Origin of the sequence: Acinetobacter sp. LUNF3, assembly GCF_022699605.1 — a bacterium.
Taxonomy (GTDB): domain Bacteria; phylum Pseudomonadota; class Gammaproteobacteria; order Pseudomonadales; family Moraxellaceae; genus Acinetobacter; species Acinetobacter johnsonii.
This window is the reverse complement of the sequence record NZ_CP093968.1, coordinates 2638872-2661196: the sequence shown is the minus strand read 5'-3', so window position 1 is coordinate 2661196 and position 22325 is coordinate 2638872. Positions and strand designations below refer to the sequence as shown.

Annotated in this window: 21 protein-coding genes; 15 read left to right on the top strand and 6 right to left on the bottom strand. The window is 40.0% G+C overall.

Going from position 1 to position 22325, the window contains the following annotated elements:
• Positions 1-42: 42 nt before the first annotated feature.
• Complete coding sequence (locus MN200_RS12940) at positions 43-1413, bottom strand: uracil-xanthine permease family protein (RefSeq protein ID WP_148825557.1); 1371 nt, start codon at positions 1411-1413, stop codon at positions 43-45.
• A 171-nt stretch (positions 1414-1584) separates the two neighbouring features.
• Here MN200_RS12940 and typA point away from each other — a divergent pair, with 171 nt between their 5' ends.
• From typA to MN200_RS12925, 3 genes are all read left to right on the top strand, one after another.
• A complete protein-coding gene (typA, locus tag MN200_RS12935) occupies positions 1585-3423 on the top strand; it encodes a translational GTPase TypA (protein ID WP_010327435.1) in 1839 nt (612 codons plus the stop codon).
• Positions 3424-3625: 202 nt separating this feature from the next.
• A complete protein-coding gene (mscL, locus tag MN200_RS12930; RefSeq protein WP_058870213.1) occupies positions 3626-4060 on the top strand; it encodes a large conductance mechanosensitive channel protein MscL in 435 nt (144 codons plus the stop codon).
• Between the two features lie 127 nt (positions 4061-4187).
• On the top strand, positions 4188-4517 hold the full coding sequence (locus MN200_RS12925; RefSeq protein WP_004983113.1) for a gamma-glutamylcyclotransferase family protein: 330 nt from the start codon (positions 4188-4190) through the stop codon (positions 4515-4517).
• A 58-nt stretch (positions 4518-4575) separates the two neighbouring features.
• Here the strand turns inward: MN200_RS12925 and MN200_RS12920 are convergent, their stop codons facing one another.
• The gene (locus tag MN200_RS12920; RefSeq protein ID WP_058870212.1) at positions 4576-4860 is read right to left on the bottom strand and encodes a peptidylprolyl isomerase; all 285 of its coding nucleotides are present in this window, start codon (positions 4858-4860) and stop codon (positions 4576-4578) included.
• The gene (mutM, locus tag MN200_RS12915) at positions 4857-5711 is read right to left on the bottom strand and encodes a bifunctional DNA-formamidopyrimidine glycosylase/DNA-(apurinic or apyrimidinic site) lyase (RefSeq protein WP_058870211.1); all 855 of its coding nucleotides are present in this window, start codon (positions 5709-5711) and stop codon (positions 4857-4859) included. Before mutM ends, MN200_RS12920 begins: the two co-directional genes overlap by 4 nt.
• A 344-nt stretch (positions 5712-6055) precedes the next feature.
• Between mutM and MN200_RS12910 the strand changes: the two genes are divergently transcribed.
• From MN200_RS12910 to MN200_RS12900, 3 genes are all read left to right on the top strand, one after another.
• Positions 6056-7336: a carbohydrate porin gene (locus tag MN200_RS12910; protein ID WP_242759590.1), complete on the top strand. Its 1281-nt coding sequence runs from the start codon at positions 6056-6058 to the stop codon at positions 7334-7336.
• A gap of 108 nt (positions 7337-7444) precedes the next feature.
• The gene (locus tag MN200_RS12905) at positions 7445-8560 is read left to right on the top strand and encodes an NADH:flavin oxidoreductase/NADH oxidase (RefSeq protein WP_148825560.1); all 1116 of its coding nucleotides are present in this window, start codon (positions 7445-7447) and stop codon (positions 8558-8560) included.
• Between the two features lie 100 nt (positions 8561-8660).
• Complete coding sequence (locus MN200_RS12900) at positions 8661-9584, top strand: AEC family transporter (RefSeq protein WP_183174358.1); 924 nt, start codon at positions 8661-8663, stop codon at positions 9582-9584.
• A 40-nt stretch (positions 9585-9624) separates the two neighbouring features.
• Here the strand turns inward: MN200_RS12900 and MN200_RS12895 are convergent, their stop codons facing one another.
• Positions 9625-10431: a tetratricopeptide repeat protein gene (locus tag MN200_RS12895; RefSeq protein WP_242759589.1), complete on the bottom strand. Its 807-nt coding sequence runs from the start codon at positions 10429-10431 to the stop codon at positions 9625-9627.
• Between the two features lie 292 nt (positions 10432-10723).
• On the opposite strand from MN200_RS12895, the gene MN200_RS12890 reads away from it, so the two are divergent.
• Entirely contained in the window at positions 10724-10969 is a 246-nt protein-coding gene (locus tag MN200_RS12890) for a hypothetical protein (protein WP_004695190.1), read from the top strand.
• Between the two features lie 339 nt (positions 10970-11308).
• A complete protein-coding gene (locus MN200_RS12885; protein WP_242759587.1) occupies positions 11309-12499 on the top strand; it encodes a glucose/sorbosone dehydrogenase in 1191 nt (396 codons plus the stop codon).
• A gap of 72 nt (positions 12500-12571) precedes the next feature.
• Here MN200_RS12885 and MN200_RS12880 read toward each other — a convergent pair whose 3' ends face one another.
• Positions 12572-13294 carry a folate-binding Fe/S cluster repair protein gene (locus MN200_RS12880; RefSeq protein ID WP_242759584.1) on the bottom strand — a complete coding sequence of 241 codons (723 nt, stop codon included), beginning with the start codon at positions 13292-13294 and terminating at the stop codon, positions 12572-12574.
• 261 nt (positions 13295-13555) lie between these two features.
• Here MN200_RS12880 and acnD point away from each other — a divergent pair, with 261 nt between their 5' ends.
• The 5 genes from acnD (at position 13556) to MN200_RS12855 (ending at position 20550) form a co-directional block, all read left to right on the top strand.
• Positions 13556-16162 (top strand): Fe/S-dependent 2-methylisocitrate dehydratase AcnD, encoded by a 2607-nt coding sequence (gene acnD / locus MN200_RS12875; RefSeq protein ID WP_242759582.1) that lies wholly within the window; start codon positions 13556-13558, stop codon positions 16160-16162.
• Between the two features lie 73 nt (positions 16163-16235).
• Complete coding sequence (locus tag MN200_RS12870) at positions 16236-18746, top strand: RNA-binding domain-containing protein (RefSeq protein ID WP_242759579.1); 2511 nt, start codon at positions 16236-16238, stop codon at positions 18744-18746.
• Positions 18747-19275: 529 nt separating this feature from the next.
• The gene (locus tag MN200_RS12865; RefSeq protein ID WP_004695201.1) at positions 19276-19419 is read left to right on the top strand and encodes a zinc ribbon-containing protein; all 144 of its coding nucleotides are present in this window, start codon (positions 19276-19278) and stop codon (positions 19417-19419) included.
• A 117-nt stretch (positions 19420-19536) separates the two neighbouring features.
• Positions 19537-20112: a DUF4126 domain-containing protein gene (locus MN200_RS12860; RefSeq protein WP_242759576.1), complete on the top strand. Its 576-nt coding sequence runs from the start codon at positions 19537-19539 to the stop codon at positions 20110-20112.
• Positions 20113-20343: 231 nt separating this feature from the next.
• A complete protein-coding gene (locus MN200_RS12855) occupies positions 20344-20550 on the top strand; it encodes a hypothetical protein (RefSeq protein ID WP_126037786.1) in 207 nt (68 codons plus the stop codon).
• A gap of 80 nt (positions 20551-20630) precedes the next feature.
• Here MN200_RS12855 and MN200_RS12850 read toward each other — a convergent pair whose 3' ends face one another.
• On the bottom strand, positions 20631-20984 hold the full coding sequence (locus MN200_RS12850) for a hypothetical protein (protein WP_125280302.1): 354 nt from the start codon (positions 20982-20984) through the stop codon (positions 20631-20633).
• A gap of 215 nt (positions 20985-21199) precedes the next feature.
• On the opposite strand from MN200_RS12850, the gene MN200_RS12845 reads away from it, so the two are divergent.
• Complete coding sequence (locus tag MN200_RS12845) at positions 21200-21901, top strand: hypothetical protein (protein ID WP_242759573.1); 702 nt, start codon at positions 21200-21202, stop codon at positions 21899-21901.
• A gap of 106 nt (positions 21902-22007) precedes the next feature.
• Positions 22008-22280 (top strand): hypothetical protein, encoded by a 273-nt coding sequence (locus tag MN200_RS12840; RefSeq protein ID WP_004695211.1) that lies wholly within the window; start codon positions 22008-22010, stop codon positions 22278-22280.
• The last annotated feature ends 45 nt before the right edge of the window (positions 22281-22325 follow it).

The window sequence follows — 22325 nt, the reverse complement described above, 5'->3', positions numbered from 1 at the left end:
TGCCCAGACAGTGCTGGGCAAAGTGCATACTGAAATGAACAATTATTTCTTCGTTTCAGGAAGAATAATATTTAATAACAAGGCTGCAATACCACCTGTCGCAACACCAGAGCTAAAGATGTTACGGAATAATTCAGGTAAGTGTTCCAAAATTTGTGGAACTTGTGCAACACCTAAACCGAGTGCCAATGAAATGGCAATAATCAGTAGTGCGCGGCGGTCAAGATGAATACCTGACAGAATGTTAATTCCAGAGGCTGCTACAGCTCCAAACATCACCATCACAGCGCCGCCTAAAACAGCTTGAGGCACTGCCTGAATCACACCTGCAACAGCAGGGAGTAAACCTAGAATCACCAATAAAGCAGCAATCCAAATGCCGACATAACGGCTCGCAACGCCAGTAAGCTGAATCACGCCATTATTTTGTGCAAAGACCGAACTAGGAAAGGTATTGAAAATACCAGCAAGGAAAGAGTTTGCACCATTCACCAAGACACCGCCTTTAATACGCTCCATCCATGTTGCACCATCGACAGGTTGGTTAGAGAGTTTAGAGGTTGCTGTAATATCACCAATTGCTTCTAAAGACGTCACTAAATAGATGAAGGCCATTGGAATAAACAAGCTCCAAGAGAAGCTGAGTCCAAAATGCATTGGCGTCGGGACTTGGATTAAAGGTGCGTCTTTAAGACCAGAAAAATCCAGATGTCCCATAAAGCCAGCAAGGGCATATCCCGCAACCAAGGCAATCAGGATTGCTGAACTTTTTACCCAAGTAATACGGATACGGTTCAACAAGATAATCAAGCCGAGCACTGTACACGACATAATTAAGTTATCGCTATTGGCAAACGTATTGTTCGACATGGCTTGATAGCCACCACCCATGCTGATCAGCCCTTCTTTAATAAGAGTCAAACCAATCAATAACACCACAATGCCTGTTACCAATGGGGTAATGAGCATTTTAACCCAAGGCAGAATACGTGACACGCCCATTTCAATAAATGAACCTGCGATTACCACACCAAAAATTGCAGCCATGACGGATTCTACTGGAGTACCTGCAGCAACCATGGCAGAGCCGATTCCAATAATCGGGCCGATAAAGTTAAAACTGGTGCCCTGAACAATCAATAAGCCTGCACCAAAAGGTCCAACTTTTTTACATTGTAAGAAGGTTGCAATCCCTGAAATGACCAAAGACATGGATAAAATCATGTTGGTGTCTTCTTTCGACACACCAAGCGCTAGACAGATGAGTAAGCCTGGAGTAACAATTGGGACAATAATTGCAAGGAGATGTTGAAATGCAGCAAGAAAAGCAATGATTGGGCGAGGGCGGTCGTTTAAACCATAGACCAAATCGAGTTGATCTGTTTGATTGGGAGAGAGATTTTGATCAGACATATGTCAAAGGGTGTTAGCAAGGTGGCGCTATTCTAATCGCTTTACACAGCTTTACAAAATTAATTACACACCACTTATCAAAAAAAATGAGTCTGTCAATAAACTGTCACTACTAAATCCTATTATTTTTCTGTATAATTTGCCCTCAAACTTTAGGCGTATCGAATTTACATGTCAGATATCAAAACTCTCCGCAACATTGCCATCATTGCGCACGTTGACCACGGTAAAACCACTCTAGTAGACAAACTTTTACAGCAATCAGGTGCACTTGGCGATCGTGCAGGCGAGATTGAGCGTGTCATGGATTCAGGCGCGATTGAAAGTGAACGTGGTATTACCATTCTTGCAAAAAACACTGCAATCAAATGGTTAGATGCACGTACCAATACAGAATACCGTATTAACATCGTCGACACCCCAGGACACGCAGACTTCGGTGGTGAAGTTGAACGTGTAATGTCGATGGTTGACTGTGTACTTCTTCTTGTTGACTCTCAAGAAGGCCCAATGCCACAAACTCGTTTCGTAACGCAAAAAGCGTTCGCACGTGGTTTGAAGCCAATCGTAATTATCAACAAAGTCGACAAGCCAAGCGCGCGTCCAGATTGGGTTATTGATCAAGTATTTGATTTGTTTGATAACCTTGGTGGTTCTGACGAACAGTTAGACTTCCCAGTTGTTTACGCTTCAGGTCTTCGTGGTGTTGCTGGTCCATCTCCAGAAGAATTAGCGGAAGATATGACGCCGTTGTTCCAAACAATTGTAGACATTGTTGAACCACCAGCAGTCGATGTTGATGGTCCATTCCAAATGCAGATTTCATCACTTGACTATAACAGCTTCGTTGGTGTTATCGGTGTTGGTCGTATTCAACGTGGTTCTGTAAAATTAAACACACCAGTAACTGTGATTGATAAAGACGGTAAGACACGTAACGGTCGTATCTTAAAAATCATGGGTTACCATGGTTTAGAGCGTGTTGATGTTGAATCTGCTCAAGCAGGCGATATCGTGTGTATCACAGGTATTGATGAACTTCATATTTCTGACACCATTTGTGATCCGAAAAATGTTGAAGCTTTACCAGCATTGTCTGTAGATGAACCTACAGTAACCATGACTTTCCAAGTAAACAACTCTCCGTTTGCGGGTAAAGAAGGTAAATTTGTTACTTCACGTAATATCCGTGAACGTTTAGACCGCGAATTAATTCACAACGTTGCGCTTCGTGTTGAAGATACTGATAGTCCTGATAGCTTTAAAGTATCAGGTCGTGGTGAACTTCACCTTTCAGTTCTTATTGAAAACATGCGTCGTGAAGGCTTCGAGATGGGCGTATCTCGCCCACAAGTAATCTTGAAAGAAGTTGATGGCGAAAAGCAAGAGCCATACGAAAACGTAACATTTGACGTTGAAGAACAGCACCAAGGTTCTGTAATGGAACAAATGGGTCACCGTAAAGGCGAAATGACGAATATGGAAGTTGACGGTAAAGGCCGTATCCGTATTGAAGCAACTGTTCCTTCACGTGGCTTAATTGGTTTCCGTTCAGAATTCTTGACCATGACTTCTGGTACAGGAATCATGACTTCAAGCTTCTCGCATTACGGTCCAATGAAACAAGGTACTGTTGCGAAACGTCAAAACGGTGTGTTGATTTCTATGGTTCAGGGTACTTGCCTTGGCTATGCATTGTTCACATTGCAAGACCGTGGTCGTCTATTTGCTAAACCTCAGTTAGAAGTTTACGAAGGTATGATCATTGGTATTAACTCTCGTTCAGATGACATGACAGTTAACCCAACTAAAGCAAAACAGTTAACAAACGTACGTGCTTCTGGTACTGATGATGCGTTGACTCTTGTTCCTGCTGTTGAATATACGCTTGAACAAGCGCTTGAATTCATTGAAGATGATGAATTAGTTGAAGTAACACCTAAGTCAATCCGTATCCGTAAGCGTTACTTGACTGAAAACGAACGTAAACGTAACCGTTCTGGTAAATAAGTTTTAAAAATGATGTTGTCCTCATGCGGGGCAGCAAAATTTAAAAATGCCATCAATTTATTGATGGCATTTTTTTGTTTAAAATTAGCAAACCAATATATAAAAGCAGATGATTTCCGAGTAAATTACGTGGAAATGAAGCTATAAAATTAAATGTATACTTCGTCACATAAATTAAAGTCAAAAAAAACTGGAGATTTAAATGAGTATTATTCAAGAGTTCCGCGAATTTGCGGTAAAAGGCAACATGATCGACTTGGCTGTCGGTGTGATTATTGGTGGGGCATTTGGTAAAATTGTTGACTCATTAGTGAAAGATATCATCATGCCATTGATTACTGTGATCACTGGCGGTGGTGTGGATTTCACACAAAAGTTCTTTGTTTTGGGCGATAACCCAAACAATTTACAGTCTTTAGATGAGTTAACCAAAGCAGGTGTAAATGTCCTGACTTATGGTAACTTCCTTACGATTTTAATTAATTTCATCATTTTGGCATGGGTGGTGTTCTTAATGGTGAAAATGATTAATCGTATGCGCCGTAAACAAGAAGAAGTAGCGCCAGAACCAGCAGCAACGCCAGAAGATATCGCGTTGCTACGTGAAATTCGTGATGAATTGAAAAAACGTCAGTAATCGAACAGTTAAAATAAAACGGCACATCAAGTGCCGTTTTTTTATGTCTGAGACTTATCCGAAGACTGGTTTTTGTACAGTTTTGGTTTTATGATGCGCGATGATTGAATAGCTGTGGTGATGTCGAATGAACCAATTATTTGTCTATGGGACGCTCCGTCCAAATCATGAAAATGCCCATCTTTTAGAGCGTATAGGTGGGACATGGCAAAAAGGCTATGTGCATGGCGTGGTGCATATTTTGGATTGGGGACCCGACAAAGGCTTATTCGCCATTGTTTTAGATCCGCAAGCAGCAGCAGTTGAAGGATATTTTTTTAGCAGTGAAAAATTAACCGAACATTGGGATGCGTTGGATGAGTTTGAAGGGATACAGTATCAACGGGTGAGGGTACAAGGGACGTTGGAATCTGGCGAACACGTTGATGCTTGGACATATGAGATGAAAGAGGCTTAATCAAATACTGTGTTTGTGATGTGCTTAGACATAAACACATCACATACCGCGCATCCTTTTAAAAATCCATACGGAATTTAATTTCTACTAAATGAAAACCAAATTGGCTCTTGATGGGGCCATGTAGTACTTTTTCAGCTGCACTAAAAACCAATTTATCAATCACAGGCACCAATTGGCCTTTTTTGACTTCACCTAGTTCACCACCGCGTTTAGCTGAATTACAGGTGGAGTATTGCTTAGCAATTTTGGCGAAATCGGCGCCATCGTGGATTTTCTTTTTCAGTTGTTCAGCGAGGTCTTTGTCTTTGACCAAAATATGACGAACAATGGCAGTTTTCATTTGGTTTTTCCTCGAGCTGTGGCTTTGGGCTTAGGTTGCACTTTTTTCAGCGGTTGGCATTCGGGACAAAACACAGAAGCACGCTGTCCTAGTTTGATGTTTTCAAGCGTAGTCTCGCAGTTCACACACATTTCACCTGCTCGACCATAAGCCAATAAAGTTTGTTGAAAGTAACCATTTTCACCCATTGCGTTGGAATAGTCCCGCAGGGTAGACCCACCTAAATCGATGGCCTGCTGCAAAATACGTTTAATCTCGACCACCAATTTTTCAATTTGGCTGGGTGTTAAACTAGACGCCACTTGCGCAGGGTGTATTCTTAAATTAAACAAACTCTCTGTGGCATAGATATTTCCGACACCAACCACCACATGGTTATCCATGATTGCAACTTTTATGCCGACCTGTTTGCTTTTTAACTTTTGGCTTAAATATTTAGCGTTAAAATCAGCACTCAGTGGTTCAGGCCCAAGGGTATCGATTAACTTGGTTTGCGAATATTTATCCAACCATAAAATACAGCCGAAGCGGCGCGGATCATGGTAGCGTAGCTCGACATCTTCAAAACGAATAATCAAATGATCGTGTTTACGCAGGGTTTCACCCACCTCACAAATACGGAAACTACCAGACATACCCAAATGCCAAAGCATCGTGTCTTGTTCAAAAATGGCCAAAATGTATTTAGAACGGCGTTTGAGTTGAATTAAACGCTGACCCACCAGTTTGCTGAGATCGGCGGGAATCGGCCAGCGCAGGCTCGACTGGCGAGCTTCAACACTGAGTACTTGTTGATCTAATAACGGCGCTAGACTGGCTTTGGTGGTTTCAACTTCGGGTAATTCTGGCATGGCAACATGAGATGATAAAACTTGAGGCTAATATTGCGGTGTACACGCAAGATTGCAAGTGATTTCAACGAGAGGCTTGCCTTTAGCACATTTGTACGGAGCTAGAGTGCAAGTGTGATCAGGAATCATCCTCTTTAAATAGCATTCTTGAATTGAGTGAAAACTGCTATGAATCACCCAAATCCAATCTTCTATTTATAGCTGTGGACGATATTGATAACTTTTTTTTGACTTAATGATAAAAATTTTGCTGAGATCTTTGTTTAAAAATTATGTACTTTTCATTAAATTTTTCATTTAAATGAAATGGATTGTTCTTCATTTTAGTTTGGGGCTTAGGTTTTATGCGACAGTTTTCTTTCTCTTTATTTGCAACAGCAATGTGTGCCTGGGCGACAGTGAGTCATGCGGAGCAGATGTTAGATGTACAGGGTCAGTATTTGTTTGGTGACTGGCAGGGAAAACGAACTGAATTGGCGCAAAAAGGCATTAAGTTTGAAGCCAATGCTTTAACAGATACCAACTATTTGGCGGATGGCGGGCATAATGCAGGTGCAAGCCCAAGTACCGCTTCGCAGTTTTGGTTAGGTACACAATTTGATTTAGAAAAGCTAGCGGGCTGGGAAGGGGTCACCATTCGTTTTGTTGCGACTGCGCGTCAAGGACAAAGTACCTCAATTCGAGATTTGCAAGATCCTTCTGCACCGCAATTAGCCAATGTGCAAGCCACCTATGGCCGTGGAAACCAAGACAGCCGTTTATCTGAGCTTTCGATTGAAAAGCGATTTAAAGAACAAGGGCTCAGTGTCAAAGTTGGGCGACTGGGTTTGGGTTCTGATTTTGATGTGATGGCGTGTGATTTTGTCAGTAATGCCTTTTGTGCCGCGCAAATGGGGAAATGGCAGGGTAATATCTGGATGAATACGCCGGTTTCACAATGGGGTGGTCGTATTAAGTACCAACTGACCCCTGAAGTGACAACTCAAGTGGGTGTTTATGAATTCAATCCAGATAATGGCAATGGAAAAGCCGAAGGACAAGGTTGGAGCCTAGACACAGAGCATGCCGATGGTGTGACTATTCCTGTGGAAGTGATTTGGACACCGAAAGCACTGTTCAATGGTTTGGCGGGGAGCTATCGGGTTGGTGGGATTTATAACACCGCAGATGATCCGAATAACCAATATGACGTGGCTTATGGCAAAGGTGTGGTTGGCGAAGACCGGACATTTGCAGGATGGCTTGCCATCGAACAGCAACTGACTTCAACGGGTGCAGGGCGCCAAGGTTTGCATAGTTTTGCCAACTTTACATGGCATGACCGCATTACTAATAAAGTAGATAACTCACAACAAGTGGGGCTGAAATATATTGGGGTATTTGAGCAGCATCCGACGGATATTCTAGGTTTGGGTGTGAATCGAGTACATCTAAATGATCGATTCACTGCGGGTAAAGCACAGTATGATGCGAGCGCAGAATACAATATTGAACTGAACTACAGCTATAACGCTACGCCGTGGTTAATGTTACGTCCCAACATTCAGTATGTGGTCAACTCAGGTTCAAGCCATGTGGTGGATAATGCACTGGTCTTGGGGCTCGGAAGCCGCATTATTTTCTAAATGGATAGCCATAAAAGTGCAAAGGTTTGACAGCGGATTTGCACTTTTAGCGTTGAATGCAAGGCACTTTATTTGTTATAGATCATAGTGAGTACAGGGAGAGCTGTGATGCCATTATTATTTCAACCCATTCAATTTGGGGATCTAAACTTAACAAATAAAATCGTGATTGCGCCGATGTGCCAATATTCAGCCAATGATGCGGGTGAGTTGAGCTATTGGCATGAGCAACAATGGGCCAATTATGCATTGTCAGGTGCGGGCTTATGTATTGTTGAAGCGACAGCCGTACAAGCGGTAGGACGGATCAGTTTTGCGGATTTAGGGCTGTGGAATGATTTGCAACGTGCACAAATGAAGGCCTTGCTTCAAAAAGTCAAAACACTTTCACCAATGCCTTTTGCCATTCAACTGGCACATGCGGGGCGTAAAGCATCGACCGACCGACCTTGGTCAGGAAAAGGTCAGATCAAACCGAATGAACCGCATGGTTGGCAAACGGTTTCTGCCAGTGATGTCCCCTTTAAGCCCGAAGAGCATGCACCACATGCTTTAAGTGTGACGGAGATGCAAGACATCATCGAAGACTTTGCCAGTGCTGCAGTACGCGCAGTAGATGCAGGTTTTGAGCTGATCGAATTACATGCAGCTCATGGCTATTTGTTGCATCAATTCATGTCACCCCTTTCGAACCGACGTACCGATGAATATGGTGGAAGTTTTGAAAACCGCATTCGATTTACCTTAGAAGTATTCCAAGCCATTAAACAAGCTGTTCCTGAAAATTATCCCGTAGGTATACGTTTATCTGCAACTGATTGGATGGAGTCGACCGCAACAGAAAGTTGGGATATTGATTCAACGGTTGGGCTGTCGAAAGCGTTGGAACAACTCGGTGCGGCTTATATTCATGTTTCAAGTGGTGGCTTGCATGTGGAACAAGACATTCAGATTAAGCCCAAATATCAAGTGCCTTTTGCCCATGCAGTGAAACAAGCGGTGAAAATTCCAGTCATTGCGGTGGGCTTGATTACAGAAGCTAAGCAGGCTGAACATATTTTAGAAGCGCAAGAAGCCGATGCAATTGGTCTGGCGCGTGCCATGTTGTATGACCCACGATGGCCGTGGCATGCCGCTGCAGAACTGGGTGGGAAAGTCTCTATCGCACCGCAGTATTTACGGTGTCAGCCACATGGGATCAAAGATTTGTTTTCTGCGTTTTAATCATATATTCGCCCATTGGTCTTTTAAAATATTTCAACTGAGTAAAGGTGTATCCTAGGATAGGTCTTTACTTACATCATCTGGAAAAGGAACAGCTTGAATGATTTTTTCGGTAATTTTTCCAGTTTTTTTCCTGCTCTTTCTCGGTTTTGCCTCTGTCAAAATCCAGTTGCTCGCTAAAGAGCAAATGACTGCAATCAGTGCTTTTGTCATCAAAATTGCGTTACCTGCTTTATTGTTACATGCCTTAGCTTCAAAAGATTTGCATGAAATTTGGTATCCCTCTTATTTTTATGTTTATGCAGCTGTGACCTTTGGCTTATTTATTACGGCTTTTATTTTAGGTCAAAAGCTGTTTAAGAATCACTTTACCCATGCTGCAGTTTTTTCACTGGGTGCATCCATGTCCAATACGGGGTTATTGGGAGCAGCAATTTTGACGCTGCTGATGGGAAGTGAAGCGATGATTTATATTTCATTGGTGGTGATCATTGAAAGTGTATTTCTTGTACCGCTGATGCTCACTCTGGCAGAAATAGGGCGACAAAGACAAGCCAATTTAGCCTCCATTTTAAAAACTACATTTCTTACGCTACTTAAAAATCCACTGTTCTTGTCGGTGATGCTTGGTATGAGTTGTGCGATCTTCGAAATTCAAATTCCACATTTAATCGACCAAGTGTTTGCGATGTTAGGCCAGACTGCTGCACCTTTAGCGCTCTTTATTATTGGTGGGGGAATGGTGGGGCTCACTATTCAGTCTTTTAACCTGCAAACGGTTTATCTGGTGGTGTCTAAAAATATTTGTATGCCACTCTTGGTCTATTTAGGGCTGACCTATTTGACTGAGTTGGACCTAAAGATGATTTATGCAGGGACCTTGATTGCGGCTTTGCCGATGCCGTCTTTGTTTGGAATTTTTGGGCAAGTGTATGGTTTGAATGAAAAAGCACTCACTCCACTGATGATCAGCACGCTATTGAGTTTTGTGGTGGTCAGTGTCTTGATTGGTCTTTGGTGGTAAAAAAATACTCTCCGAGGAGAGTATTTTTTGAAGAAGCAATTTATTTTTTGACTGCTGCTGTTGCAGGGGACTTAGCTTGATTCGCCATCATGGTTTCAACCTGCGCTAATGATTCTTTCGCTTGTGGCACATTTTCTTTAGCTAAAGCGGTAAAAATTTTCTTCGCTTCAGGTAAGTTCTGCGGAATGATATTGCCATTGGCAAACATATTGCCTACGGCCATCAGGGCAGGAATGTAACCTTTTTTGGCTAAGTCTTGAATGCTGTTGAGGCCTTTTTGAATGGGTGCTTCTTGTTTATTTTTAAAGCCTGTGCTGATGTCGTACAGGGCTTGTGCATGAATGGCTTGATAGTTGCCTTTTTTCACCAAAGGCTCAAGTTTCTTAAGGGCTAACTTTTCAGACTCTGGCTTATTTTCAGAAAATAACAGCACGGCATATTCAACGGTTGCATCATCAAAGCCTAGTTTAGATGCGGCTTCAAAGTGTTGTTTGGCTTTGTTAATGTCTTGAGGCAAGCCTAAAGTACCCGTGACATAGTTTTTCGCAAGCACATAATGCGCAACAGGGTAGCCTTTGTTTGCAGCATCTTGATAGAGCTGAATGGCTTTCTTCTCATTCTTCGCTGTGCCTTGGCCAGTCTGAGTCAAATAAGCCAAGTTATACATGGCTTGTGAGTTGCCAGACTTTGCCAGTTTTTCTAAAGCCTGATATGCCCCCGTCATATTGTTGGCTTTGACCATTTCCTCTATCTTGGCAAATTCGGGGTTGATGGTATCTTGAGTGGTGGCTGCAAGTGCAAGCTGGCTAGTGAGTGCAATTAAGCTTGCAAGTACGATTTTCTTCATGTTTTATAAACCTTTTTCTTACACATAAGTCCATCTATGTGTGTATTTGTTTTGAGTCATTTCACATCATAAGTTGAATTGTGTGAATGTAAATATCTGAATTGTGTCTTGGTCTTACAAATTTTCGTTGATTGTGTTGATCGGTATATCTTTTTCCAATACAACCCGCGTGATGTACAGTGGAAAGGAGTGCAATGGGTTATTGGTAGTTGTAGGTGATGGCTTCGGGTTTTATTAGGATTCTGGCTTAGATTCTGTTTAAATAGCGCTGAAAATGAGTAGTGAGTTCAGCATGTTTATTAAGTCAATTAAGCGAAATTATTTAAAAGTTTTGGCCGATGAGTCGATTCCAGATGGTGAAAAAATTGATGCCTTATTGATGAAATTGGGTGGTGAGTTTTTAGTGAGCAAAGATGACCGTGTATATATCTTTGAAAAAGATGGTGTGACCGCAAAATTTGATGCTAAACATGCACGAGACTTTTCATTTAAAGACTATCTCTGCAAAGACATGAATAAGCTGTTTCATGATTTTTGATGTTTAATCTTCATTGAAGATTAGTGAACTATTAAATAAGGCTCTAAAAATAGTTTAAGTCCTTGGATGAGCCTTTTACCCAAGTACTGATGCTTACTATAGCGTTCTAAAGCAATATTTTTTATGTTGTGTTTATAGCCGCAGAACGAGTGTGAATGGATTTACCCACTGCAAAGATACTTTCAGTGCTTGGGTTAAAAGATAATATAAAATAATAATTTGTATATGAAGAGCCTATACGATTTTCTACTAAAAGCATTTGACTATGTCCCCATAATTCTAGTTATATCCTATAAAAAAGACGTTGTTTTTCATAAGATGAATCGAGATCTATCTAAAATGATAAAAATACTCTCAATCTTATTCATATGTTTAGTTGGCTCAATGGCAGTTTTAGCTGGGCAACCAAATCTTGTTCCTCATCAAATCAACTTGAAAAATGGGAAGCGTTTTTCTCTCAATCTGCCACCAAATTACGACATCATTCCTGCGGCTGAGGGTTTAAAAAGTGTTCGTTTTTTTAGCAAAGCACCTGACGGTAGAATGTTTGTCACAGATATGCACGATTTGACCGACAATAATAAAGGCATCGTTTATATTTTGGATGAATGGAATGCTGAAACAGGAAAATTCGGCAAAATTATTCCTTATATGACAGGTTTGAAAAATCCAAATTCAGTCCAATTTTATACCGATTCTTCAGGGCAAGATTGGTTATATTTGGCTGAAACGCATCAGCTCACCCGACAGAAATTTACCCAAGGCGAAATTAAACCCACGGCCAAAGCTGAAGTTTTAGCGACTTTTCCTGATTATGGTTTAAGTTATAAATATGGTGGCTGGCATCTAACACGAACTATTGCCGTGGGTGGAAACGGGAAAATTTATGTTTCAGTCGGCTCAAGTTGTAATGCTTGTACTGAGAAAGAAAAAGTTCGAGCAACAGTTTTAGAAATGAATCCCGATAGTTCGGAACAAAAGATTTATGCCACAGGCTTGCGTAATGCCGTCGGTTTGAAATGGGTGGGTAAATTTTTATTTGCCACCAATCAAGGTGCAGACCATTTGGGTAAACATAAACCTGATGAAACTTTTTATGCACTCAAGCGTGATGCAGATTATGGTTGGCCATCTTGTTATTCGTTTAATGGTCAAATTTTTGCAGATCCAAAATTTAAACGTGCATCGGGATGTAAAAATGTACCGTCTCCTTATGCCTATTTCCCATCGCATTCGTCTGCACTTGGCTTTGATTATTTTGACCATCCAGACACAGATGAAGTCATCAAAAATTCTTTTTTAGTGGCATTGCATGGTTCTACGGATGCCACAATTGGTCATGGTTATAAAATTGTGATTATGCGTAAAGGGCAAAAATTACAGACCTTTATTGATGGGTTTTTAGTGGGTAAAAATGTCTATGGTCGACCTGCGGATATTTACCGTATAGATTCAAATTCGTTTTATTTTTCTGATGATAAGAGTGGTGTGGTTTATTATGTGAGGAAGAAAGAGTTCTCATCGCTCTAAGTTTAAAAAAGCCCCAAAACCAAGAATAAGTTTTAGAGGCTAATTTATCATAACAATATAAAATTTAAAGACTTAAGCAGGTCTTGCCACATCACCATTTAAGCGTTCTGGTAAGTCTAAAACTGTCACATCCAGTTCGGTCAAAGACTCAGGACGTGCCACCACCAACGCGACATAACCGCCATCAATCGCAGCGCTATTCACCACTTGAATACCTTTATTCAACTGTTCAGCTTGTGCAGGCGCACTGCCTGTACCCTGAATTAAATGCAACCACGCTTTTGGTTTTGCTTTAAACCATAAACGCGCAATCACTTCCTGACCCAAGTAACAGCCTTTGTCATAGTGCACGCCAGCACGTTGGTGTAAACGTAGCTCTTGAGGTTGAAACACATGCTCAATGGCTTGTTCGATAAACGCTTCACCATGAGTAATGGCTTGCACTTGCCATGCTGCAATATCGGTAGGCTCAGCAGAGAAGGTGGTACGGTCTTGCGTGAAGGTTGGAAAAACTGAACCCATAGGTTCAAGTTTCATTTTAGAGAAGGCACCAAACTTTTTAATGTGCTTAGCAAACTCTTCCGACTGGTCTTGAGTGGTGACAATTTCAAAATGCTCAGGGTTGCGTTTTGTCAGCCACAAACCAAAGTGGATACGGCCTTTCAAGTCACAAATGGCGGTGTATTGCGTTATATTTTCAGCTAAAGCTTCAACGTTGACCGTCACTTGGCCTTGTAAAAATTTGAGTGCATCGACACCAATTAAAGTGAAAGAGGAGAAAGCTAGATCGCTCATGAATTGCTCGCCTACCTTAAAATCTAATACTAAAGAATTAGGGCTATTTTCCGCTATTTTTCAGAAAAAATCATATTTAGAGTAAATATTTAAAAGTTAATGTAACCAAATATTTCGAAAACCCCTGTTTTTATATCTAAGCTTATGAAATATAAACGATTTGGGAAATGGGTTTTCGACAGTGTAGTATGCCTAGCAGACAAAGATGAATTGTCTAGTAAAGACAGTGAAGAAAAATGAAACACCAAAGGCAGGAACGCTATGAACAAGAATCACCGCAAACCACTGCAAGGCACCCAGCTAGAATACTTTGATGTGCGAGAAGCCGTTGAACAGATTCAGCCAGGCGCTTATGCAAAACTTCCATACACCTCAAAAGTATTGGCTGAACAGTTAGTGCGTCGTTGTGATCCTGCCATTTTGGAGCAGTCACTAAAAGAATTAATTTTCTCAAAACAAGATCACGATTTCCCTTGGTATCCTGCGCGTGTGGTGTGTCATGACATTCTTGGACAAACGGCATTGGTTGACCTTGCAGGTTTACGTGATGCGATTGCAGACCAAGGTGGTGACCCATCGAAAGTGAATCCCGTTGTGCCAACGCAGCTCATTGTCGATCACTCTCTTGCTGTGGAATTCGGTGGTTTTGATCCAGAGGCGTTTGAGAAAAACCGTGCTATTGAAGACCGTCGTAACGAAGACCGTTTTCACTTCATCGAATGGACCAAGACCGCTTTTGAAAATGTCGATGTGATTCCTGCGGGGAATGGCATCATGCACCAAATCAACTTGGAGAAAATGTCTCCAGTGGTGCAAAACCGTGATGGCGTGGCATTCCCAGATACTTGTGTCGGTACAGACTCACACACACCACATACCGATGCGCTTGGTGTGATTTCGATTGGTGTCGGTGGTTTGGAAGCTGAAAATGTGATGCTCGGTCGTGCGTCTTGGATGCGTCTTCCAGATATTATCGGTGTTGAATTTGTTGGACAACGTCAAGCGGGAATCACTGCAACAGATATCGTTTTAGCTTTAACTGAGTTTTTGCGTAAAGAACGTGTGGTCGGTGCATATTTAGAATTCTTTGGTGAAGGTGCGGACAGCATGTCGGTGGGGGATCGTGCCACGATTTCCAACATGACACCTGAATATGGCGCAACAGCGGCGATGTTCTATATCGATCAAAACACCATTGATTATTTAACCCTGACAGGTCGTGAAGCTGAGCAAGTTGCACTGGTTGAAACGTATGCCAAAGAAGTTGGTCTTTGGGCATCGGATATGAAACAAGCGGAATATCCACGTGTCCTTCGTTTCGATCTTTCAACAGTAACACGTAATATTGCAGGCCCATCAAACCCACATGCTCGTGTATCAACTGCGGATTTAAAAGAAAAAGGCATTGCAGGTGTTGTTGAAAACCGTACCGATGGCTTAATGCCAGATGGTGCAGTGATTATTGCTGCCATTACTTCATGTACCAATACATCAAACCCACGTAACACGGTTGCAGCAGGTTTATTGGCACGTAAAGCCAATGAATTGGGCTTAACACGTAAACCTTGGGTGAAATCTTCTTTTGCACCTGGTTCTAAAGCAGCGGCTTTATATCTTGAAGAAGCAGGCGTATTGGATGACTTAGAAAAACTCGGTTTTGGTATCGTGGCGTATGCATGTACCACTTGTAACGGTATGTCTGGTGCTTTAGACCCTAAACTACAACAAGAAATTATTGACCGTGACTTATATGCAACTGCGGTACTTTCGGGTAACCGTAACTTTGATGGGCGTATCCATCCGTATGCAAAACAAGCATTTTTGGCATCTCCGCCATTGGTCGTAGCTTATGCGATTGCGGGCAGTATTCGGTTTGACATCGAAAAAGATGCTTTGGGTACAGATCAAAATGGAAACCCAATTTACTTAAAAGATATTTGGCCGTCAGATGAAGAAATTGATGCGCTGGTTAAAGAAGCGGTGAAACCTGAACAGTTCCGTAAAGTGTATATTCCAATGTTTGACTTGGGTGTAACGGAAAAAGCGGCAAGTCCTTTATATGACTGGCGTCCGCAAAGTACCTATATCCGCCGTCCGCCGTATTGGGAAGGGGCTTTGGCTGCACCTCGTACACTGGCAAATATGCGTCCGCTTGCCATCTTGCCTGACAACATCACTACGGATCATTTATCACCATCGAATGCAATCATGATGGATTCGGCAGCAGGTGAGTACCTACATAAAATGGGTGTACCTGAAGAAGACTTTAACTCGTATGCAACGCATCGTGGTGACCACTTGACTGCACAACGTGCAACGTTTGCCAATCCGAAACTGTTTAATGAAATGGTGGTTCGTGCGGACGGTACGATCAAGCAAGGTTCGAAAGCACGTGTTGAGCCTGAAGGCGAAGTAATGCGTATGTGGGAAGCGATTGAAACTTATATGAATCGTAAGCAACCACTCATCATTATTGCAGGTAAGGACTATGGTCAGGGTTCTAGCCGTGACTGGGCTGCCAAAGGTGTTCGTCTTGCAGGTGTTGAAGCGATTGTGGCGGAAGGTTTTGAGCGTATTCACCGTACTAACTTAGTCGGTATGGGCGTGTTACCGCTTGAGTTTAAAGCAGGAACTGACCGTAAAACTTTAGGTTTGGATGGTACTGAACTTTATAGCGTGATTGGTAATATTGCGCCGCGTTCGACTTTAACTTTAGTCATTGAGCGTGCGACGGATGACGGTAAGAGTGAAATTGTTGAAGTACCTGTAACGTGTCGCTTAGATACTGAAGAAGAAGTGTCTGTATATGAAGCGGGTGGTGTATTGCAGCGCTTTGCGCAGGATTTCTTGGAAGGGAGTGTGGTTTAGACTTTAGCTAAAAGTTATTGATTTTGTTTGAAAAATACCCTACTTTAGCGTGGGGTTTTTTAGGGCGTAATTCATGAGTGAGAATTTTAAATTAATAGATATTAATAATGCCATTGACCAATGTCTATCTAAAGGTGTAGTTGGAAATGAGCCAATATTAAATTTAATAGATAATGGAAAATTTATACCAAAAGAAGGTTGGCTTTGGGATTATAAAGAAACTATTAATTTAGAGGCTGAAGGTATTGCTAAGACTGTTTTACAAGTTGCCAGTTTTTTTAATTCTTATGGCGGTTATATAATATATGGTGTTAAAGAAGTAGTTAAAGATTTAATTTTTGAACCACAGAGTGTTGATTTTAGTAATTTTAATTTGGCTCAATTAAGAGATAATATAAAAAAATATACTGGTAATATAATTGATATAACTTTTAAGGAAGTTCAGGTTTGCTTAGCTGAAAAAAATTATAATATGGGGGTTTTATATATACCGAAGAGAGAGACTAGATCTAAACCTATTCCATTTATTAAAAATGGTCCAATGAAAAATAATAAACCTTTATTTAATATTAATGATACGTACTTGCGAATTTTAGATGAATGTCGAAAGGCAAATACGCCTGATGATTGGCAGCTACTTTTCTCTGAAAGAAATTTTTTTTCTATTAATAATATTGAATCTAGTAAGTTAGCTGATAAGAGATATTTTGAACATAATTTACCATCTAAGAGTTTAATTTGTAATGATTTTATTGGTAGAGAGGATTTATTAACTGAGTTGTGGGAGTGGCTCAATGATGAATTCGAATTTGTGAAAATTCTTTCAGGGGATGGTGGGAAAGGAAAAACATCAATAGCATATAAATTTTGCAGAACATTTTTAGAGAATCCCCCTATAGAGTATGAGCGAATATTATGGCTTTCTGTTAAAGAAAAGCAATTTTCAGGTATAAATAACTCTTATTATGAAATACAAGATGCTGATTTCTCTGATTCATTATCGTTTTTAATATGTTTAGCTGATCATTCAGCTTTAGATGTTAAAGTATATGAAGATGTATCTGAAAAAGTTATAAAAAAAGATTTAAAAGAAAATTTACCTTTATTCCCATCTGTTGTTGTTGTTGATGATATTGATTCATTAGAAGATGATGAACAGAAAAAAATAGTCGATATATGCCGGCAACTTGGCTCACTTAATGTTAGATTTTTGATAACTACTAGAAAAAAATTAGCTTACTCATCCGATTTATGCATTGATGTACCTGGATTACACTTTGGTGAGTTTGATGAGTATATAAATAAGATGTGTCAAAAACTAAACTTAAGTAGTTTATCATCTAAAGCACTAAGAAATTTACATGACAAGTGTGATGGATCTCCTTTATTGTCAGCTTCAATATTACGACTATACAAGCAAGGAATTGATTTTAACTCTGCTTTAAAGGAATGGTCAGGTCAGGCAGGTGAAGATGCGAGAAATGCTGCACTTAAAAGAGAGATAGATAGTTTATCTTCTAATGCAAAAAGAATATTGTTGATTATATATTATTTCAAAAGCTGTTCTTTTACAGAACTTAAGAAGATAGCTGGAATTGAAAGGATTAAATTAGTCGATTATCTAGAAGAGTTACAGTCACTCTTTCTAGTAGATGAGCCACGTATTATCAATGCGGAACAAAGATTTTCAATATCAAATACAACAGCACTATTGGTTGGTAGTAATGAAAACGAATTGGCACATGATTATAAAAAGATTCAAGAATTAGTTAAAAAATCAAAATCTGATATTGGTGATAAAAAAACTGGTAATCGTTATAAAATAGGATTAGCTATTAGACAATGTATAGCTTTACTAGATGATAATCGTTTAAATGATGCAATCGCAACAGTAGACAAGGAATTATCAAATTTCCCATCTAATCCAGATTTATTACTGATGAAGGCAAGATGTTTATTAAATGATGAAAATCCCAACTATGAAAAGGTTAGGGGGATACTTAAAAATTCTATTGCTAAAGGACAGCAAAAAGAAATAGCCTTTGAGTTGTGGTATGAGTCGGAACAAAAACTAGAATCAGCTAATGGTATAATAGAAGTCTCAAATGCAGCTCTTCAAGTTGGTGATATAAATCATAGGAATTGGTATAAACGTCTAGCTAGAGGTTATTTACTAAGAGCAAAATATAGAGGTGGGCATGCTCAGATTAAAGATTATCAAGATGCTAGTTTAAATCTAGTCAAATTATTGAGAGTAGTTAGTATTTCAGAAAAAGATTCAATAGTTAATCAATTATATATGATACATGATCAAATATGGATGCATTTGGAAAAAGATAATAATTATGGGTGGTTAAATGTGTTTGATAATATATATGATTTAATAAGAAGTGGTGATAAAAGAACTGTAATGTATCAACGTTGTTTTAGATGCTTGATTGAAACAAAACATGAACATAATAATTCTGAAAAGAAGGAAGTATCATATAATATTCGTAAAGATAAGCTGCTGGAAATTTTGGATAAAAGATCGTCCAAGGATAAGTTGGATAGACCATTTGATGATTTAATTAATAGTATATGAGTTTTAATTTAATACAAAACCACTATAATGTGGTTTTTGTATTAATGTTTTTTTTAATTTAGAAAATGATATTGAAATACTAAAGAATATAGAAAGATTAATTGTTTTTTAATAGAATCCATATAAGAAAAATAACCCAACTGTCACAAAGCCATAAAAAAGCCCAATTTAACAACAAGATTGCCTAAGCTGCATACTGCAAACAGTTATCCACTGTTTTGAATCATGCCCTGTCATTAGATAGGGCTTTTTATTTGTTGGAAGAAGTGTTTTGGATAAGCTAAAAATGGATGCCATGACTCAAATGCATCTCGGCTTAAGAGAGTACATTTACGATTCAACGCTCTAAAGACAACAATAGTAAGTTACTGACAGCACTTTCATGACTAAATTTTATTTAGCTTAGCTATTTTTGAAATTCATCATTTCTTACATTTATGACACCATCATTTGTCAAAATGATCAATAGACATTCATCATAAAAGGCATATACTAGTAAGACCATTTTCTAAACATATGGAGAACAAAAATGGTTACTGCTGGCGAAAAACCTGGAACAGGCTTCTATTTTTGTGTTCAATGCGGACACCGCGTCTACTTAGAAATTGGTACAGATCGTTTACCCCCGTGTACCAAATGCCAAGGCAATCAATTTAACAATAAGAATGCCTAAGCTAAAGATTTAACAGTTACCCACTGTTTAAAAGAAAAGCCCTATCACCCGATAGGGCTTTTTGCTAATTTATAAAAAAGATAAAAACATCCAACTTAGGTGACATAGGAAAAGCACATGGAAACCATATTAGGACTTTGTATCGGTATTGGCTTAAGTGCGGCTTGTGGCTTTCGTGTCTTTGTCCCACTCTTGGTCATGAGCCTTGCATCTATTATGGGTTGGTTCGAACCCATGCAAGGTTTTGAATGGTTAACGATGCCATCGGTATGCATCGCCTTAGCCATTGCAACCGTCTGTGAAATCGCAGCCTATTACATACCATGGGTAGACAACGCTTTAGACACCATTGCAACGCCAGCCGCAATGGTCGCAGGAACACTCACCACTATGGCAGTCAGTAGCGGGGAAATGTCGCAGTTTGCCAGTTGGGCCGCCGCAATCATTATCGGTGGGGGAACAGCAGGTGCTGTGCAAATGAGTACTGTTGCTGTTCGAGGGGTTTCAACCGCAACGACAGGCGGTGTTGCCAACCCATTGGTGTCTACAGTGGAGTGGGTCGGAGCTGTTTTACTGTCCGTGCTTTCACTACTGGTTCCTTTCTTGGTGGTGATTGTGGGTATTATTTTGGCGATCTGGGCCGTGCGTTGGTTTAAACGTAAAAAACAAGAAAGTATCAGCACCCCTTTATAGTTTCAGCAGTTTTCTTATGGCATTGCTGGGTCTCTAAACTTTAAAAATAAAGTGGCTAATTTTTCCTTATATGGGCATCAATTCCTCTATGTTGATATGACTTAAAGGTCAGTTTCACTTTTAAAATAATGATTGATTTTTATACTGCATCCGTTTAATTTTATAAACACATACTTTTTGTATGGTTTTGTTTGTGGTTGAACTTTATAAAAATTATTCGGGGAACTGTAAATGATAAAATTTATTGTAAATGAACAGTCTAGTGAAAAAGGCATCCATCATATTCATAATGCATCCTTAGGCTGTACAGATTTACCCAGCTCGGAGGATCAAATTCTGATTGGTTATTTTGCCAATTATGAGCTGGCTTATAAACGGGCAAGAATGAACTGGCCCAGAGAAAAAGTCGAAGGTTGTGACAAGTGTTGTTTCAAGTAATCAAAAACAAAAAAGCTCTGCAATTTATGCAGAGCTTTTCATTGTTGGATATGGATGCTCTATTTTTAAGCATTACAACATTAATGAATTTCAATTCGGGTCGTGACTTTAATTTTTCGACACTCTCGGTCAGCTTCGACTAAAGCACGAATTTTAAAGTCAGAAAATCGAACCACTCGGTTTTGCATGGCAAACTGTTCAGGTGTTTTAATTTCCAAACACTGAAAAGGCCGCAGATCTTTTAGGATGTGCTTCTGTTTATCTGTCATGTTTTGTGTCGATAAGTACACATAGCCTTTGGTGGTTTTTAACAACACTTCATGTGGCTGAGCTTCGGTTGAGCTGGTGACTTTAATGATATGTGTTTTTAACACTTTGCATGCACTGAGGGAAAGCGCAAGACACAGCATCAGCAGGGCAGTTTTGGTTTTCATGATGAAACGTATTTGAATGGTCTTTCGTCACTTTAGCCGAAAGTTTTCAACGGCAGCAATCAAAATATGACACTGATACGGTCATCTGCTTTAATTCTAGAGCATCCTACAAATAGACTTCTGATAAATGCTAAGCTGTGGCACAGATGTCAAAAATGAAGCATTCATTAGCGCGCTCTTTTACCTACTTTATTATTTAAAAAATTAACAAAACTATGAAAAAACAGTTCATTCAAATTTCTCTAATGTTCGCTGCAATGTTGGGTGTCTCCGCCAATATATATGCTGAAAACTTAAGCACAGAGGAGGATATTCAGCGACAAAAAGCCAGTAGCCAATATAAAGCTTACCTTCCCGCAAAATATACGGTGTATGAGGTCCTGCAAGGGGACTTAAACAAAGATGGCTTGAAAGATGTGGTTTTAATCGTCAAAGCTACAGATCCGAAACAATGGGTCACCGATGAATACCGCGGAAAACTAGATCGCAACCGCCGTGGTGTGATTGTATTGTTGAATACCAAAGGGCAGTACCAAAAAGTCGTTCAGAACCTGTCATTATTTTCTTCAGAAAATGAAGATGGCGGTGTGTACTTTGCGCCTGAGTTGGTGCCCTCTATCGAAAAAGGCTTGTTAAAACTACATTATGCCCATGGCCGATATGGATATTGGGCCTATCAGTTCCGTTTAGAGGGACGTGATATGCGCTTGATTGGCTATGACAGCTCCGATAATTTTGGCCCTTATGTGAATAGTGAAACCAGTGTCAATTTTCTCACCGCTAAGAAGCTGGTCAGAGAAAATCTCAACAAAGACCCTGATAGCGACCCTAAATTTAAAGAAACATGGAGCAAAGTGAATGTTGCTCCAATGTATTTGAGCAAAATTCAGGACATCGACGATCTGAGTTTTGAATAGTCTTGGCTTAGTTTTTGCTACCTTATATTTCAAAATACACTTTTATGAGTGACTTGAGTCTGATGCATCAGTCACATGACTACTTGATCATGTATAGGGGAAAGAGATGGAAAATAAAGAACTACTCTTGAGTGTTGAAGAGAAACCTAAGCTGAGTACGGCGGCTCATTTGATGGCAGGTTGGCCTTTGTTTTTAGTGATGATTGGTGGTGCAATCGGTGGAGCCTTAGCTGTGGTTGCTTATGTGATTAACCGAAAAATCTATCTGTCTCAGCTTAGTAATATGCAAAAGGTTTTAGCTAATTTACTCTGTGGTATGTCCGCGATTAGTTTGTGGTGGTTTATTGCAACGTGGCTGCAAGGTTACATGGGGACTTAAACGTTCTGAAATGATGGTGTAAAATATGATAGAAGTTCATTTTTA